General features: G+C 45.8%; 10 protein-coding genes. All 10 read right to left on the reverse strand.

The window, feature by feature from the left end:
• Positions 1–1,704 (reverse strand): BREX-1 system phosphatase PglZ type A (pglZ, locus tag D6029_RS18445; protein WP_120066186.1); only part of this gene is annotated, 1,704 nt, incomplete at its 3' end.
• Positions 1,705–1,920: 216 nt separating this feature from the next.
• Positions 1,921–3,294: a BREX-1 system adenine-specific DNA-methyltransferase PglX gene (locus D6029_RS18450; RefSeq protein WP_335671917.1), complete on the reverse strand. Its 1,374-nt coding sequence runs from the start codon at positions 3,292–3,294 to the stop codon at positions 1,921–1,923.
• Complete coding sequence (locus D6029_RS22700) at positions 3,284–3,673, reverse strand: BREX-1 system adenine-specific DNA-methyltransferase PglX (protein WP_244212426.1); 390 nt, start codon at positions 3,671–3,673, stop codon at positions 3,284–3,286. Before D6029_RS22700 ends, D6029_RS18450 begins: the two co-directional genes overlap by 11 nt.
• A complete protein-coding gene (locus D6029_RS18455; RefSeq protein WP_120066187.1) occupies positions 3,673–6,675 on the reverse strand; it encodes a reverse transcriptase domain-containing protein in 3,003 nt (1,000 codons plus the stop codon). Before D6029_RS18455 ends, D6029_RS22700 begins: the two co-directional genes overlap by 1 nt.
• Positions 6,672–7,160 (reverse strand): hypothetical protein, encoded by a 489-nt coding sequence (locus D6029_RS18460; protein WP_167456028.1) that lies wholly within the window; start codon positions 7,158–7,160, stop codon positions 6,672–6,674. Before D6029_RS18460 ends, D6029_RS18455 begins: the two co-directional genes overlap by 4 nt.
• Before the next feature lie 22 nt (positions 7,161–7,182).
• On the reverse strand, positions 7,183–9,114 hold the full coding sequence (gene pglX, locus D6029_RS18465; RefSeq protein WP_120066189.1) for a BREX-1 system adenine-specific DNA-methyltransferase PglX: 1,932 nt from the start codon (positions 9,112–9,114) through the stop codon (positions 7,183–7,185).
• An 85-nt stretch (positions 9,115–9,199) separates the two neighbouring features.
• Positions 9,200–10,954 carry a DUF262 domain-containing protein gene (locus tag D6029_RS18470; protein ID WP_120066190.1) on the reverse strand — a complete coding sequence of 585 codons (1,755 nt, stop codon included), beginning with the start codon at positions 10,952–10,954 and terminating at the stop codon, positions 9,200–9,202.
• Between the two features lie 107 nt (positions 10,955–11,061).
• Complete coding sequence (gene brxC, locus D6029_RS18475; protein ID WP_244212427.1) at positions 11,062–14,775, reverse strand: BREX system P-loop protein BrxC; 3,714 nt, start codon at positions 14,773–14,775, stop codon at positions 11,062–11,064.
• 111 nt (positions 14,776–14,886) lie between these two features.
• The gene (locus tag D6029_RS18480; protein WP_120066191.1) at positions 14,887–15,501 is read right to left on the reverse strand and encodes a DUF1788 domain-containing protein; all 615 of its coding nucleotides are present in this window, start codon (positions 15,499–15,501) and stop codon (positions 14,887–14,889) included.
• Entirely contained in the window at positions 15,498–16,097 is a 600-nt protein-coding gene (locus D6029_RS18485) for a DUF1819 family protein (protein WP_120066192.1), read from the reverse strand. The genes D6029_RS18480 and D6029_RS18485 overlap by 4 nt, the downstream gene beginning before the upstream one ends.
• Positions 16,098–16,614: the final 517 nt, after the last annotated feature.

Consider the following 16,614-nt stretch of genomic DNA (forward strand, 5'->3'; position numbering starts at 1 on the left):
GCATGGCATAACAGTATCTACCTTTCTTAGAATAGTGCTGCGATTTTCTAAACCCGCGCTGCTCTGTCCATCTACTAATACTGTTGAGTTGGTAGCGGCATAGTCAAGTTGCTGATGTGGTAGTAAAGCGGCCATGCCAAGTTGCGTATAGCTAGGTAGTACCCCGAGTTGGCTCTTGAGCTGTGCAGAGAAGCGCTTGGCTTCATTTATCTGTCCCTGGAGCTCATGAGCCACTTCATAGCGTAAGGCATCACTGATAATCACAAACTGGCGCTTGACCCCGCTCTGGGTAAAGCGTTGTTTGATGACAGTATCATAGAAGCGATGCTGCGAAGGGAGACCCAGTTGCCAGTTAGCAAGTAGCTGCTCTTTAGCTAACAAACCATCCCACGTTAGCCCAAGCTGATAGAGATACCAGTTCACATACAGATCTTCGATTTTACTGGCCAGTACCGCCAGCACTTCGACCGATTGTCCCTGTAGGTGCAATAGTGCTTCATTAAACAGGCGATAGGCTGCATCAAACTGGAACAATTCAGCTTCATAGGCCAGATACATTTCTTGCGCCGAAGAGTAATGAAAACCATCCGGTTTGGAACGACGTAGTTCTAGCAGTAATTCAGCTTGTTGCAGCGCCTGGTAAATATAAGCATATTTAGGTACAGTTCTGGCCCAGAACCCATGTCGACGGCGAGATATCAGTTGGGCAAACTCTACTCTATTCAGGCTCAGGTCGCCGTTGTTTAATCCAGATATCAGCTCACGGATCAAACCTTGCTCGACCGCTTCAAAACCTTCGACCTCTCCCCAGAGCCAGATATCTTGCGCTGTCAGGCGTGAAGCAAGTTCGAGCTGCTCTGCTACCTGTGCAGAGATTTCGGCAAAATGGCTACTGTACTGATTAGAATCACGCCAACCAGATAGCAGAGCCATAGCATTCGCACGTCCGGTGGGAGTGGCTAATAGTTGTGACTGTAGCCAGACAGGGCGCTCTTTGGTATCAAGCTGTTCGTAGCATTCACTCACTAGTAACTTACGAATCAGTTCGCGTAGTGACGGTTCTGTCCCTTCAGCTATATGGTATCCATATTCAAGGTTCATTAAATGCCAAAATCCAGGCAGCAATCCATGCTGTTCTAGCGGAACAAGAGCGGTTTCAGCATTCTCAAGTAATCGATCGCCAATGCTTTTCATTATTTCGGCAATCTGAGCATGACAGGCCAGCACGACACTTATCATCTTCATATCAAGTGATAGCGGATCTTCTATACCGCCACGGCCGTCCAGGCGACGTTTAAAGGCTGCAGTACGCTCTTTGTTGGCGAAAAAGCTTTTACGTGACGCGATGTGGTCGCGGAGCGCCATATTGGCGAGGCCGAGGTCATTAAGCAGAATTGAGGCTGCATCAGCATAAAAAGTGGTGCTATAACGACGTATATCGAGCAACCAGTCTTTAGCTGGTGATGGTTCTGAACTGGGCCAGTAGAGAAGGAATCCCTGCATGGGTTCATCGATTTCAATGCGTTTGCGAGTTTGAAGCTGTGACTGCTCTGCCATATTGAGCACTGTTACTGGCAACCCGTTCCACAGTATGGCGAGCTCTGTAAGCTGTGCAGTAAAGCTCTGTTCTGGGTCGTGCCAGAAAACAATCCGATCTGCGGTGAATTTGTTGTTAAGCCCAGTTTGAAGCTGAGTGATATCCATCAGTACGTCTCGGAATAATTAAGCCATCAGCACCATGGCTGTGAATCGGCGGTATTGTGTATTGTTGAAGATGATTATACCAACTCCGAAGGTTGATTAGTGACTGAATCCCACTAGCTAAAAGCTCAATAGCTAATCTTACTGATTTGTACAAGGGTCAAGTGAGAACAAAGCGATGAAGCGGAGACATGAGTATCTCCGCTTCATCTTTTGAACTTACTCGGCTTTGTCGCCAGTGATAGCTTTCACTTCAGCCAATAGAGTACCGAACTTGCCGTAATTGAACTTTACACCATCGTCGAGATTAAGCGGGATCTTCATATCGGCAAAGTGTTTGAGCTGATCATCAAAAGCCCGCAGTTCGCTAAGCTGTTTGGTCAGGCTGTCGATCTCTTTACCGATACGTTTCGCCTCGACAGTCTCTGCTTCGTTCTGCTGCAAGCGCAGACGATCGATACGGCTCGCCATTTGGCCAAGCAGAGGTGTGACATACTCGGTACGCATGCGCGGGAGGGTCGTTTCAGTATAGCGATGCAAGTAGACCAGGCATTCAAAGGCTTTCTCTTTACCAGAGCTGAATAGCCAGTAGATCGGGCGTTTTTTGTAGGTCTTCAAGTGATCTTTATAGAATTGAGTTGATAGGTAACGGCGAATCGTCTCACGGGAGATTTCATCTCCTTTTTTCACTGGCTTGATCGCTGCCAGGCAAAGGCTGTCGGCAATAAATTGCAGGTTCTCTTCCAGATGCTCATTCCCCCATACAGTGCGGACAAACTCTTCAACACGAGCGGCAATATCATCTTCAAACCAGGCTTCAGAGGTTAGTGGCAGAATACCATCGCTATCAGCAGGGAAACTGGTATAAGTGCCAACTCCAACCAGAGCTTTAAAGCCTTCATTTCCTGCATAAGCATAAACTAACCCTTCACGATCAATGGAATATCGGCCCATCATACAACCGATGATGTAAGAAATGAGCTCAGAAATTGTGTCGCTTTGAAGCATGTTTTCAAGTTCTTGATTAGTTCTGATGCCTCCGTAGCGATAGTGCGGGTTGCACATTAACGTTATTTCTTTAAGGGGAACCTCTGGCTGGAGCTCTTCCTGTAAACTATAAGCATCAATGAAGCTACGATTATTATTCTCTTCTAGTTGACGAGTTTCATATACTATTTTTTTCCAATAAACGCGAAGTTTTTTATAAGTGTTTTTAATTAAGGGTTGACGATGAACTGTGCTGGTTATTTCAATTCCATTAAAATCCCATGATATTTCATGTGAGTCCCAGTCGGCCTTTGTGTTATTAATTAAATCCTCAATGCCAACTGCATTTGAATGTAAGTATGGCGTATCATTGATTTGCCCTGGCAATAGGTTTAGAGTTGGGTTTATGCTCTCCAAAACGATAGTTCTTAAAGGTGAATTTAAATATGACAATAAATTTAAATTTATTTCATTGTTATTTCCGACAATGAAGCAGCTTGCATCATTATGAATCAACCCACCCGATATATATCGGAATGAAATTGTGCCTGAGCCAATTCGAGACCATGTTATACACGGTAGAAAATACAGCGATTCATTTCTTATTACGGCACTTGGTACATTTTTTTTTTAATGCCGCACCATTATTTTTCCAAAGGATAACATCTAGTCCATTTCCATACCATTTTCGATATTCTCCTCCTTTATTGCATTTATACCAAATATGTTCTGATGAAGTATCATTTTCGTGACAGTTTATATCATGAAAGTTCACTTCAAACCAATAACGAATATATTGACTGTTGTTTCCAGTTTGGAGTCCGACACCAACTTTACCATACTCGGATATTTTTTTATTCAAAAATAGATTTACTTGTGCATCAGACATCCAATATGCAATTGGACTACTTGGAATTTTATAAAAATCTGAGGCAGATGCACGGTAAAAGCATTTAGCCAAATTTTTATTTTCTTGCTGGCTCATTATGAGTCTCCTTTCGGTAATTCTTTTCTGCTATATGCCATATCCTGAGCAAATCCGTCTGGAACGGGCTTAAAGGGTTTTCCTGGTGAACGGTGGCTGGACTGGAACTGGCGCAAGGCCGTGATGTCAATTTCACCGGTGATGCAGTAATCGTGATTACCACCTTTCACGCGTAACAAGTCACGTTGATAGCGTTCTTTATAAGGTGCACGAATACGGCTATCTCCATAAAGGCGATTGTTACACTGGATGATGTAGGCATGGATATCAAGCGCAGCGGATTCTACCAATGCATTAAACGTATCGGTATCAGGGTTCCATTCTGGTACAAATAACGCATCGACTTTACCGCGCAGATCTGCCCGGTAGCGAATATTGGTCAATTCACTGCAGATCATTAATGCAAAACGAAAATCGCCATGTTGCACAATCGGGGGTTGTGTCCATTGTGAGGCAGGGCTTAATTCAAGTCCTGCAAGGTGGAAGAGCTCCTGTTCTTCATGTAATGCTGGTCGCTGCTTATCTTGTCGGTAGAGCATCAGAGATGGGAAGCCCAGACCATCATGACTCAGTGAGGCCCAAACCTGATTGCGTACACGCTTTTTCGGAGCATGCAGATATTCCACACCACTGATAAATGAAATACCACGCCCCTTAAGTTTGTGGGCTATGCGGATAAACCACTGCGGCGGTAAAGCCAGTTCCGGTAAAATGAGATATCCACTATTATCAGGTCTGGAGATCAGTTCGTTGATCAGACGACTAAGTCGCTGATAACGGCGACGACTATCAGGATCGGGTTTGTTCATCACCGCTGCGACAAAACTCGGCCCACTAGTTTCCCAGCTAGATACCGCGATTGTATGCTTAGGCTTAGGTTCCCCATCAGGAATCTGAAGTACTCTCTTACTTTTATCCCAATGCGGCATTTTGTACTTGGTCAGCTCAAAACCACGTAGTGCCTGCATCACCTGGTTCAGCTTAGCGCAGTGAAGCGAATTAAACGGGTCTGGTGCTATCAAATACAACTCATTAAGGCTAAAAGGGCGAGTAGCAAAATTTAGACCTGCTGGAATCCCTCTTTTAAATCTAAGCCAATGGACGAGAATACGGATACCTTCCACTATGTCGCCATGAAGTAACTCATGTGCATCTGAGGTGATTAATTTGCTGCGTGCAACGATACCTCGCTGACTCACCATCTCTTTGGGCAGGCCGATGAAGCGAAGTGGAATATGAGCTAGATCGTAACTGAATAGCCGGGTATGAGCTCCCTGTAAACCACTGCGGCCGACAATTTTTAGCAGACTAGATTCTAAGTGTTTTTTAAACTGTAAGGTATTACGGAATTCATCCCAGGCATTCTCTCCTTCACCACATAGCTTGTGTGGAAAAGATGAAATAATGCTTTCAGCAACAGCATCGTAAAGTGTTTTCCACCACTCATGTTGTTGATATTGAAGAGAGGACTGCAGAGCCTTAATCGATATAGTACAATGATCTTTGACCGTTTCCGTTAGCTTATTTAGAGCCTTAATCATTTTCCCAAGATAGCTAAAATCTCCACAAGCGACAGCCATGCGAATGATACGTGGCAGGTATTGAGCCAGTTCGAAGAATTTTATCGGTGTAAGCAAATGACCTGTTACCGCATCAAAAAAAGCATGGCGGTGTTCTTTCCAGGAATCAGGCGGAAGATCGCGCTCATAAGCTTCATAGTCACGCAGATTGAGAGCGAAGCTGGCGCGATGCAGTGTCAAAGCATCAGTTTTACGCAGATTATCGGCTTGTTCACCAATATGACTGGTTGCTTTAAGCAGATCGGTTGCCACTGATTCAGCTGAATCAGGAAGGTTGGGTAACGAGCGCCATTCGCTTGCTCGTTGATTAATCTGCTCAGTGATAGCATTTACTAAAGCAATACCAGCCGCGCCAGACAGAACGAATAATTTATTTTTGTTGTTTGTAAACGCGATACGACTGGAGCATGTTTCAAGGTAATCAGGCTTGAAAAGAATAGCCTGTTCTTTTGAGCTATCAGAATGTTCCCACTTAAATAGCTCTTTGCCGCCATCCCGATTAAAGATCCAATCCCAGAACTGATGCGTATTTTTTATCTTACTGGTATTTTCCATCACCAACAGGATGTCATCCACATAGCGACCATAGTAGAGCGGAACAACCTGCTGTTCGATAAACTGATCGAGCTTAAAGAGTGCTGCATTGGCAACAACAGCAGAGGCTGGCAAACCAACGGGTAAGCCTTTTCCGAGTGGTGTTAGTTTTGCCCAAGCTTCAAGTGCAGTAATAAACAATTGATGCAGTTTCGTCTGACTCTGATCCAATTCGACGCCGATCAGTTGTAAAAAGGCCGGATCTTGCATAAAGCCAGGATTTAGTTCATGGAAAAAACTGCTCACATCAGCTGTAAGAGCTAAGACCTCTTTTTTATCTTGCAGTGCTGAACGCATAGCGTTGATGCCGCCATCACGCCAGTCGCGAAAAGGTTTGAGGTAAGGAGTAAATGATCCCAGTGCTAGTTCGTTAATTTGATCATGGCGATTACGACGTAATCGGCTGCCATGGACATTGCTACTTAGTTTTTTATCAAAAAGGGAACCCACCTTGAGCATCCAAAGAGCTGAAAGGACATGGAAGTCCAAACAGCAGCAGGCCATCAAACGGAATTCTGCTGTGACTTCTTTTTCAGCTTCTATTATCTCCTGCCATTCATCATCAGGTGACGCGAAAATTAGTCCTGTGCCGTCATCTGTTTTCTTCGTTTTAATGGCTTTAGGGACCAGAGACCAACCTCCCAGGAAATCTGGGTTGTATATCCAATCTTGGGCTTCTCCATTGATTCGTTCTTGCAAATCAGTGAGGTTAACCTGCAGCTTATCCTCGTAGTCAGCAATGGCAAATAGCGACGGAGTCGTTGAGTAATAGAGGTCTACTTTAGCCTTACGATAGGCGAGCCCTAGATCTTCTAATGTGAAACTCATACCGCGGCTCCTTTCCCTGTTTTTGTTTTGCTACTGCTTTTTGTTTTTTTCAGATTTTTAGCTGCATCAACAAAGCACCAGAAGTCAGTCTTTTTCATCTGACAGATGAGTTTGAGCTGGTTTTTATAACGATGTTCAATGCGGTACCAGATCGGTTTTCCTTCAATTCGCTCAATATCGGCGTGAGCAGCCGCATTACGCAAGTGGTAAAAAATACTCTTTAAAATGTTACCCTTCGCGTTATGAAACCAGATCAGATTTTGCTTGTTATCTGCAGTAGGTAGGGTTGATGTCGCCAGTTCTCTTTCAGTCGAGAAAGGCTGGATTTGTAGACTAAGTCCACTCTTTAACTTGCGATATCCTTTAACCTGAGTTGATAACAGCTCAGATGTTAGCCCCTGGTGCTGCTCGTAATAGAGCACCAATTTTTCATAGATATCGGCTAACTCGGCGCGAGTCAATTTGCTAGGGTTAGAATTAGACATTATCTGCTTAAGCCCTACTTCTTTAAGCAATAGCTGCTTTAAACATGGCTGCTTTTTCTGTTTCAGAGTTGCCATCCACTAAACGGAGATAAGCGCCCTGATACCTTGAAAGGTGAAAATTCCCTAATACGAATGCAGTAGTTGAGACGACTTCTCCACCGATACTATCAAATCCTCTTGCCCCAAGATGGGCCATACTTAGGATAGTGTGTTGATTCAAAATACGGGTACGCAATGCCTCGTATGAAGAGAGGAACATCCAGCTTTGCATGGTGATCATCGCTACTAAACCAGACTGGTTTGTTAAATCCAGATTTCGCTCGATAAAAATGGCAAACAGATCTGATTTGCTATTAGGGAACTGCTTTTTCGCGAACTCTTTCAGATCCGCATTCATCCCCTTACTGCCCATATACGGTGGATTTGCGACCACCGCATCATAGCGTTTAGCTAATAGTCGGGCTTGTGCCAGCAGCGGCAATAATTCTTTAGCAGCGAGTTTCTGCATGGCATCGCCCTGATCGTTTAATTCCAGCAGCGTGGAATAAAGATCATCAATAGCAGATGCTTGCTCAGCAGGCACGTCAATCAGGGAACCTAAGGTCTTGGCATCAAGAAAACTATGGTGCAGGTCGGCCAGCAGAGTCTGGCGTGGGTCATTAGAGGCTAACGCCTCAGGTGCTTGCGCAAACAGATCCTGAATCTGGCCATGATTAGTATCGGCATTGAGATTCAGTGCTTGCCAAAGTTTCGGAATATTTAGGTGACGGCTTTCCTTTAGGGCATGAATATTCATCATCACGCCACGGGAAAATAGACGACGATCATCCTGACGGGCACGCATCAGCAGAGCAAAACCCGCCAGCTGTGCGGCACGGTCATCGATATCGAGACCAAACAGATTGTTACTGAGGATCAGCTCTGGGATTTCGCGACTGCGATAACCACGCTCTTCATAAATGCGATAGAGCAGATTATAGGCTTCCACCAGGATATGGCCGGAACCACAGGCGGGGTCGAGCACGTGGATCGATTCAGGCTCGATGCTGGTGAGGGTGAGTTCAGCGAGTTGTGCCACTACCTCGGGAGTTTGTTCACCCGGTTCGATATAGTAGGGCATCGAGCTTTTGAGTATGGACTCAGGATAGGTTTGCAGCCAGTGACGCCCCACCGAATTTTGCACCAAATATTGTACTATCCAGTTAGGGGTGAACAGTTGGGTAGCGGCAGGGATATCTGCGGATTTAACCACCTTGCCGATGACCTGATCCTTTTTCTCGCTGATATAGAACTGATACAGCCAGCCAATCACCTCTACTTGTTGCCAGTCTGGTTCCGGGATTTCATCTACCAGCTCGCGCCAGAAGGCATCGGTGCGGATAAGGCCAGTAGGCAACAGTAGCTCAGTTTCATCATCAATGGCTTCAAACAAAAACGGCATCGCTTGATGCAGCCGGTGGCACTGACCAAGTAATAGTTCACGAAATAGTGCCTCCTGCTCATTACCTGCCAGCAATAGATCCAGCAGAGCAGGCTTATCGAGACTCACACCTTCACCTATAAGGGAGTCGATTACCTCTGGGGCGCGATCCAGCACTTCAAAGCCTTGTGGCTGAGATGGGTGTGATAGCAGACGCACGCCGTGTTCTAAATAGCTCTCTTCGGTTTTCAGTTCCATAAACCGGATGGCACAGAAGCGGTTAAACCAAGTGTAAGCTATCTGTTCTATCAGAGTTTCATAACCATCGTTTGCCAGACGTTGTCGCAGGCGCTTGAGGGCAGAGGCACTGCTGGCAGGATGGGTGAATCCAGCGACTTGTAAAACTTCACCACTAACTACTGGCTCTGCATGGCCTTTGGCAGTGATACCAAATTCAGCAGCACGTGCTTTGATAGCTGTAATAAATGCAGTACGGGCCCGAGGGGCAATTCTTTTTAGATTGGCAGTGTTCATTAAGGCTCACAAATTGTTTTGTCCGGGCGGAATTCCGCCCTTCAGAATGCATTGTCAGATGGCTGAAACTCACCTGAAACAGAAATTATGCAGTAATAGGTTCACTCAAAATGTGACGCAAACGCGCCAATAATATTTCACGACGCTGGTGATAGAATCCCCCAAAATCAACCAAAGTCTCGGGTAGTGAGTCGATTGCCTGTAAGTGAAGATGATTAGCACGGGCAGTTGGCTCTGGCCACATCATTTCGTACCATTCATGGGGTAATTTCTCACGTTTTTCATTGTTCTGGCTTCCTTCCAACAATTGCAGGTTAGGTAGTCGGTTGGCCATGACAATCCACTCTTCAGCTTGTGTGTCATCAGTGACCCCTGCCTTTTTCAATTGTTTTTTGGTAAAGCGGGCTTTAGGGAATATGTGATCTACATGGAAGTGGTGGGAGAAGTCATGTCCCGGAAAGAGCAGAGATAACAAGGCAAAAGTGCGGCGGTTACCATAGTCGAGTTCAACCAAAGACTGTAGCTCTTCTTCTTCAAAGCGTAAGCTCTTACCGCGTTCTGTCATCGCGATGGACATTTCTATCAAAGGAAACTCTTGCTGACCATGTTCCTTGATCTTGCTTCGCAAGCTAGTCAGAAGCGTATCAAGACCACTTCCCCAAATACCGGATTGTTTGAGGATAGAGCGAATGAGCCAACCTCTGAGCCCCTGCCTATCAGCAGCATACTCGCTACGGGATAGATAGCTGTTATCCAGATCTCGATGGTAGAGGTAATAGGCTATGGGGAGTAGGGCACTGTCCGCTCCCAAGTTGTAACTGTTGAAACCGAAACTGCTGAGTAGATTGACTGCAAGAAGTAAAGCTTTACGAATGCGTTCCCAATTATCTTCCAGCTTGCACATGTTCTCTTTGCTAAAGTTCTCGACTTTAAACCCAACGCTGCCGATATCACTAAGCATCAAACCTGCTTTGAGTACCAGGTCTTTGCTAAAGGCAAAGCCGTTACCTATTTGGTTCATTTCATCTACTAGCTTGTGAATTTCATCACGAGCATCCAACGTGCTCCATTGCGTTACGGCGATGGAGAGCAGCAGATCTGAATAGGAGAGTGTTGTTCCACCACTATTCATACGGATAAAGATATTGAGAACCTTGGATAGCTCCTGACCTTCTTCCAGGTAGTAACTGATCAAGGGTTTGTTGTGAATGATGTCATGGAAACGGGAAATAACTTTTCCTGCAGCTGGCTTGCGATCATCAGGCATATTCATTTCCATGACTGCCATCATTACGTCATAGGCATTCATACCGAGAATACGGGAGACTAAAAACCAGTGGTGTTGTTCATCGTTGTGACTTGCCTCATCCTCGCTTAAAAACTCGAACTCATAACGCGTTCCACTTTCAGGGTCTGTGCATTCAAAAAGGTTGAGATAGAGTCGACGTTCGATGAAGGCGTCCGCACTTGACCACCATTTCCCCTGAGTCTTCCAACTATAGGAACCACGTAACCCGATGTTAAGTGCAGTCATTCGCTGCTGGCCATCAAGCACCGCGATGCGATCATTTTCACCGATGATATCTAGCTTTTTACAGTGGACTTGATCACGCTGGTGGTAGTTACGCATAAAATCATAAAATTGATACTGGCGCAGATTCTCAGTTTTAATTTTCCAAAACAGGAAGGTACCAAACGGGTAGCCTTGTAGTAGAGAGTCAAACAGTTGGCAGATTTGATCTGGCCGCCAGACAAATTCTCTCTGGATTGCAGGCAAAATATATTCATGCTGTTCAACTTTGTTCAGCAGTGTTTCGATGGTGCCACCGGTTTGGTACATGTTTTATTTCTTCCTGTATGGTTATCTTCGGAGCACTCTTTACAGCCCAGCCCATTTTGATGAGAAAAGAGGCTGAGCGTTTTACATCCTTGATTTAGGACACACTCTTACTTAATCCGCACTCGTTTACCCTGACCTATCGCCTGTTGCAAACGGCTGCGAAGGGTCGCGAGATAGGTGTCGATATCCTGCTCCGTTTCTATAAAGATGTGGCTGGCACCGAGTAACTCAGCGGGTGAAACCAGTTCAATAGGTTTAGGTATTGGTTTGTGGCTGACCACTGTCGCAGCAGAGTTACTCGAAGCGGTAGTTAATGAGCCTGATGGTTCAGGTTCGCGTAAAGTACCCTCATCGCTATTAGGCGGTTCAGCCGCTTTTTTCCGAGCTGCGGCTTGCTCCGCTTCCAGACGAGCTTGAAGTTCGGCGCTGTAGCGGTTGATCAGTTCTAAGACCTTATCTTCTTCATCATCAGCCTCTTGTTGCAGGCTGACAATCTCATGTAAGGACAGGCTGTTACTGATCCGTTCTTTTAACAGGTTAAAGGGACGCATTGCCTGGTTTTGTAACTCAGCCGGTAAGTCAGCAACCAGCGGCTCAACACCTTGCTGGGTCGCATTGATCGCCTCCAAGGCGGTGGCTCGTTTCTGTTCCACCAGTTGCAGATTAATGGCGATGAGTTGATCAATTAACGATCCCACCTGGCGCAGTTTGCTATACGGAGATTTATCATCGTAGATAGCCTGCAGTGCAGCTAATGCTTTAGCCGCTTCCGGGTTTTGCTCTAGTGCATGGCGATTGGATTTGAATTGATCGTTGAGGGCGCGACGCAACTGTTGCCAGATATCAAACTGGCGAGTGAAGAACTCCTCGACCTCTTCAAAATCTTCGGCAAAATCCTGCCATTCATTGCTCTGTTGGCAGAGGCCATCGATCAGGGCATAACTGTTGTTGCCCAGCTCAAGCAGGCTGGCGATCAATCGACTGCCGGTAAGCAGGGTGCTTTTCCCCGGACAATTTCCATCTTTAGCTTTAAAATCAAATTCTTTAATTAACCGCTGCCACTCGACCAATACATCAAGAAGCTTATTCGCCAGCTCTTTTTCGCTGCTCTCGAAGGGTTTATTAAAAATATCTTTCGCCAGTTTAGCCGCTTTGGCGACTTGCTGTTCTGTATGCTGACGTACTCGGCGAATTCGCAGTGTGTTGTGGCTACGTACCGAGGTAAAATGTTCGTAACTGCGTTTGAGGGGCAAATCGCCATTCGGTGTAGAGAGCGCAGCCTTACCAAGCAAGACCAGATGAGTCACCTGAAGCATTACTTCGTCACGGTTCCAGCCAAAAGGACGAGCACCGAATCGCTCTAGCAACTCTTTAAGGTAAACCGGCTGATTTTTTTCATCTGCGACATTTAAAAAGAGTTCAATCTCCTTTTTGGCAGCAGCATTTGGGTCTTTTTCACCGAGATTGATATTTAGCTGTGCCATGTCATCAGCCATGATCACCGACTTCAGCTCTTGCACCGGGTTGTTACCGCAGCTTTGTAGTAAAGAGAGCTTTTGGAATGAGTTTTCGATTACGTAGGCACAAGCTTCATCAAGCATATTGCTGACACTGGCCGATTTGCTTTGCAGCTCATTACCGAGTGCGAAGATCTGCGCTTGTTTCACCAACTCATCAAATAGCACTTTCAGGCGGCTGCGACGCTGGGTGTTTTCTAGTGCTTTTTCCGCCAGCAATTTCTCTTGCTCAGGTCGTTTACCCCGTATCCCTGCCAAGAATTTCTCGGTCTTCAACCACGTATCAAATTCAGCCCAGATCCGCTTCTCACTCGACAGGCGTACCAGAATACAACCATTTCCTTCCTGGCTCAGTGCCTTGTAGGATTGTTCATTATAACTTTCAAAATTGGCATCCAGTGGAGAAATGACTTTGAGAACCAGATCTGTTTGTTGGCTGCCGTCTATTGAATGGCCGTTACAAAAGCGAGTCAGTGGGTAATCCTGCTTGTTTACCGGGTAGCGATACTGACGGCGATTGCCCATAACCTCTTCAAACACCAACCGGGCCAGTTGCCGGTTCTCTTCAGTTGCTTCAACCTGAGTGTGTTTGATCTCCTGCTCGACTTCTTTTTCTTCATTAGTCAGGAATACGTATTCATCGCCATTTCTGACAATCAATAGCTGGTTTTCAAGACGCTGTAGACTGGCTTCGATTCGACTTTTCAGCGCCACTTTATCTGTATCTATTTCTTCAATAGAGAGAGTGACCAGATTATCAATAGTGGATTTGACTAGATCGACATAGCGGATCAAAAACAGCGATTTAAGAATATTAATGTCGTAAGGATCGAGGCTTGCTTTCTCAGCCGCTTGTTCGAAGATGCGTTTAACGTTGGTATCGAGGAAGGATTCGATTGCCGGATAAAAGGCATGGAAAGGCACCAATACACCGATCTCTTTGTTCATCTGCTGGCGTGCGGCATTCTGGAATGCATCCAGCAGAGAACGTTCACCACGGGAGAGATGTTTACCGGTAGCCCCCACTTTGCGGATCGCTTCGAAGACCTTTTGTACCAGCAGATACTGATAGGGAATAAAAGGGTAGTGATCAACAAACTCGACATTATCACTGTAGTTAGCAAGCTCAGCTGTGGTACTGGTATCAAAGGTCAACTGGTTGCGAAGGATGTCGCCTTTTTGACTAAACAATTCGGCCAGGCAGTTTTTGGCTTCTTCGCTTTTTTCGAGCAGACGTTTCTGTATCACCTCATTGGTGTTGGACGAGGAGAGGGAAATCCTTGTGTGAAAGCGTCCTTGGATCTTGGAGAAGTCCTGGCCTTTTCTGGCACTAAGATCCCCCAGTACAGCATCGATATCTTCTTGTGAGGTGACGATCACCCAAGCTCTGCCCCCACATGCGGTACCGATATTTTCGGTTATCGTCTGCAGCTTGAGCATCATCTGAGTGTTGTTGCCGATAAACTGTCCGACCTCATCCACCAGAAAGACCATGCGATTACTGTCGCCAGATTGATCGCTGCGATCGAGATATTCCCGCACCCATTTACAGAAATTAGCAATGTCGAGGGTAAACATGGATTCGAGATTTTCCATGCTTTGCACCGATGATGCATCTGACTGGCCTGTAGCATAGGCCCAGGCTTTTGCCATTTCATCACGACAGAAACCATATGCATCACGCTGTTCTTCCCAGCTTGAGCCAGTGAGTTCAGCAAATTTTGCTTTGAATGGCTTATATTGGCCACGGGAATCTAACTCACGTTCCAGGTGTGCAATATGAGGATGGTCAGCGCAATATCCCAAGCGTTCATTGAAGACGCGCAGGAATACTTTAAGAATGGCATCTTCTTTATCTTCAGTATCAGCACGACTGTCGATATTAAAGAGGATCACTTCAGTATTGCGGTTAACGGCGGCGTGAATATCGCTATAGAGAAGAGGATCGCTGACTTTCTCTTTGAAAAACTCGATGGCTGCTTTGGTCTGACCATTGTGAACGGCTTTCTGATTGCCTAACAGATAAGAGAGTATCTTGATAAAGTGGGATTTACCGGAACCGAAATAGCCAGAAACCCAAATCCCAATTTTACCCGCCACACTAGGATCATCTGGGTGGCTGACACCAGGCAGGTAGGTCTCAAAAAAGTGACGCAGGTGGCGGTCCAGTTCACGGGTCACCACATATTCGTCAAGCTCAGTCCAGATGATCTGCTCATCCAGTTGTTCAGCTTTCACCACACCATTGATTGGGCGATCTAGTTGTTTGGTAAACAGCTCTCTTATCTGCATTGGAAATTCCATCTCTATCATCCAGCGAGGCTCTTGTGCTCGCTACAATGTGATAACTCTTTCGCGGCCAGGAAAGTGGTTTGAGTTTTCTCAACAGGACAAGCCACGGCAGCAGTATAAATTTCAGTATTTAGAAGCGTGTGGCACCAACTGAAAAGCGCGATAGTAGTTGGCGGTTGCCACTTCTGCACTATCCAAATCAAAAGGGTAAAGCTCGAGACCGTTGTAGCTGCCAGGATAAAACAGTACCAGCGGTATCGCACCCATGTGGGCGTGTAATGCGTTAAGTAGGCTATGACCACGTAGCAAAGGCCAGCATTGGCCAAGTCCTGATAACAATACAAACTGAGGGGAGGCTGGAAGCACTTTATCTATCAGATGTTTGGCAATTCGACCCTGCTCAAGTGGCCCTTTCAATGCTTTGGCTAACTCATCAGTCCCTTTTTTGATCTCCAGATCAAAAGCTTTATCCAGCAATTTACGCTCTTGCAAAATTGCCAGTATCTCTTCGAACAGATTGAGATGAACGAAATTCAGCCCCTGCCGGGCCAGGCGAGGCAGGGTCAATTTCAGATATTCCCGTACGGTTAGTTCAAACTGAGGTGGGTAATCAAAGATATAAAAACCAATCTCACCACCGAGCTCTTGGTTTTTCAGGAAGCCTTCACTTTTAAGCCGATCTTCAATTTGTTCCAGACGAGCTGACAATTGAGGCTTACTGTCCAATTGTGCCCTCATCTTACGGACTCCATCACATCGTAGGTTTTTTGGCAGTCCAGACGAATCGCCCACTCCCTTATCTGGGGTAGCACATAGACATTTTTCAGCTTTTTACTGCGGCCTGATTCCAGATACCCGCTATCCGCGAGGATCTTAAACACATTGCTACCCATTTTCTGGATTGAGCTTTCTGAATATTGCTCCAGACCGACAATGGCACGCTGGCGTGACAGGATAAATTCCTGCCAGTCATCGCTTCGCAGTGATTCACGGTACATCTGCCGGGCATCAGACAGTGTGGTCGCCATGAAATCGGTCAGTACAGGAGACTGGCACATGGTTGCCAATAGCAACATTTGCCGGGCTGTATCGTCAGAGACCTCTAATAGTTCAGTCCAGAATGCTTCACCCATTGAATGAAGTCTTTTGCGCAAAGTAGAAGCCATACGCTTGGCACTGTGCACAGATGCTTTCTGCAGGATATTGTCATTCACAATGGCATCAAGCCACTTATCTTCATTTGGTGAGGTTAACAGCAGCTCCGCGATGACTCTGCTTTCACGCAACATCAGACTGCCACCAATGATGTCACCCAGATATTCTTTGGCGGTCATAATGGCTCCACGATTGAGGGATTAACAAACCACGTTATGATACGCGAAATTGAGGTATATGACTTTATGACAAAACACATTTTGCCTTTGCTATCGACAACCGTGATTTTTTTCTCTTTCAGAGGAAAATAGTCTTAATTAACGGTCATGGCTTTGGAGCAAACCATCACCATCGTTGATGGTAGAGAAAGTGAGCGTTTGCAATCACTACTGGTGGTACTGATGATTCAGCCACCAGTAGTGATGGATTTTATAGTCGATGTGCGGAATCCCGTACGTCAGCAGTTAAAGATAACTCAGCGTAAACTGCTGATACGAATTTGTTGGTGCAAATCTGTGCCTCCAGTATGAACTCAGTGGGTTCTTCAACTCTTCCGCTAAAAAAATGGATAACCGCCTTATTAAAGTTAAAGCACTGGCCGAAGCTGGGTACCAATGGGAAGGCGGTGCTCGGCTTCAAAGATAACGTTGTTTTCATGGTGACTTCATTTTTTTGTTATACATTAGCAATAAGAAT

Source organism: Buttiauxella izardii (genome assembly GCF_003601925.1).
In the GTDB taxonomy this organism is placed as follows: Bacteria; Pseudomonadota; Gammaproteobacteria; order Enterobacterales; family Enterobacteriaceae; genus Buttiauxella; species Buttiauxella izardii.

What these genes read in the sequence shown, in the direction of transcription:
- D6029_RS22700 (WP_244212426.1), bottom strand. Translation starts at nt 3,673, where the DNA reads ATGAGCCAGCAAGAAAATAAAAATTTGGCTAAATGCTTTTACCGTGCA.
- D6029_RS18455 (WP_120066187.1), bottom strand. Translation starts at nt 6,675, where the DNA reads ATGAGTTTCACATTAGAAGATCTAGGGCTCGCCTATCGTAAGGCTAAA.
- D6029_RS18460 (WP_167456028.1), bottom strand. Translation starts at nt 7,160, where the DNA reads ATGTCTAATTCTAACCCTAGCAAATTGACTCGCGCCGAGTTAGCCGAT.
- pglX (WP_120066189.1), bottom strand. Translation starts at nt 9,114, where the DNA reads ATGAACACTGCCAATCTAAAAAGAATTGCCCCTCGGGCCCGTACTGCA.
- D6029_RS18470 (WP_120066190.1), bottom strand. Translation starts at nt 10,954, where the DNA reads ATGTACCAAACCGGTGGCACCATCGAAACACTGCTGAACAAAGTTGAA.
- brxC (WP_244212427.1), bottom strand. Translation starts at nt 14,775, where the DNA reads ATGGAATTTCCAATGCAGATAAGAGAGCTGTTTACCAAACAACTAGAT.
- D6029_RS18480 (WP_120066191.1), bottom strand. Translation starts at nt 15,501, where the DNA reads ATGAGGGCACAATTGGACAGTAAGCCTCAATTGTCAGCTCGTCTGGAA.
- D6029_RS18485 (WP_120066192.1), bottom strand. Translation starts at nt 16,097, where the DNA reads ATGACCGCCAAAGAATATCTGGGTGACATCATTGGTGGCAGTCTGATG.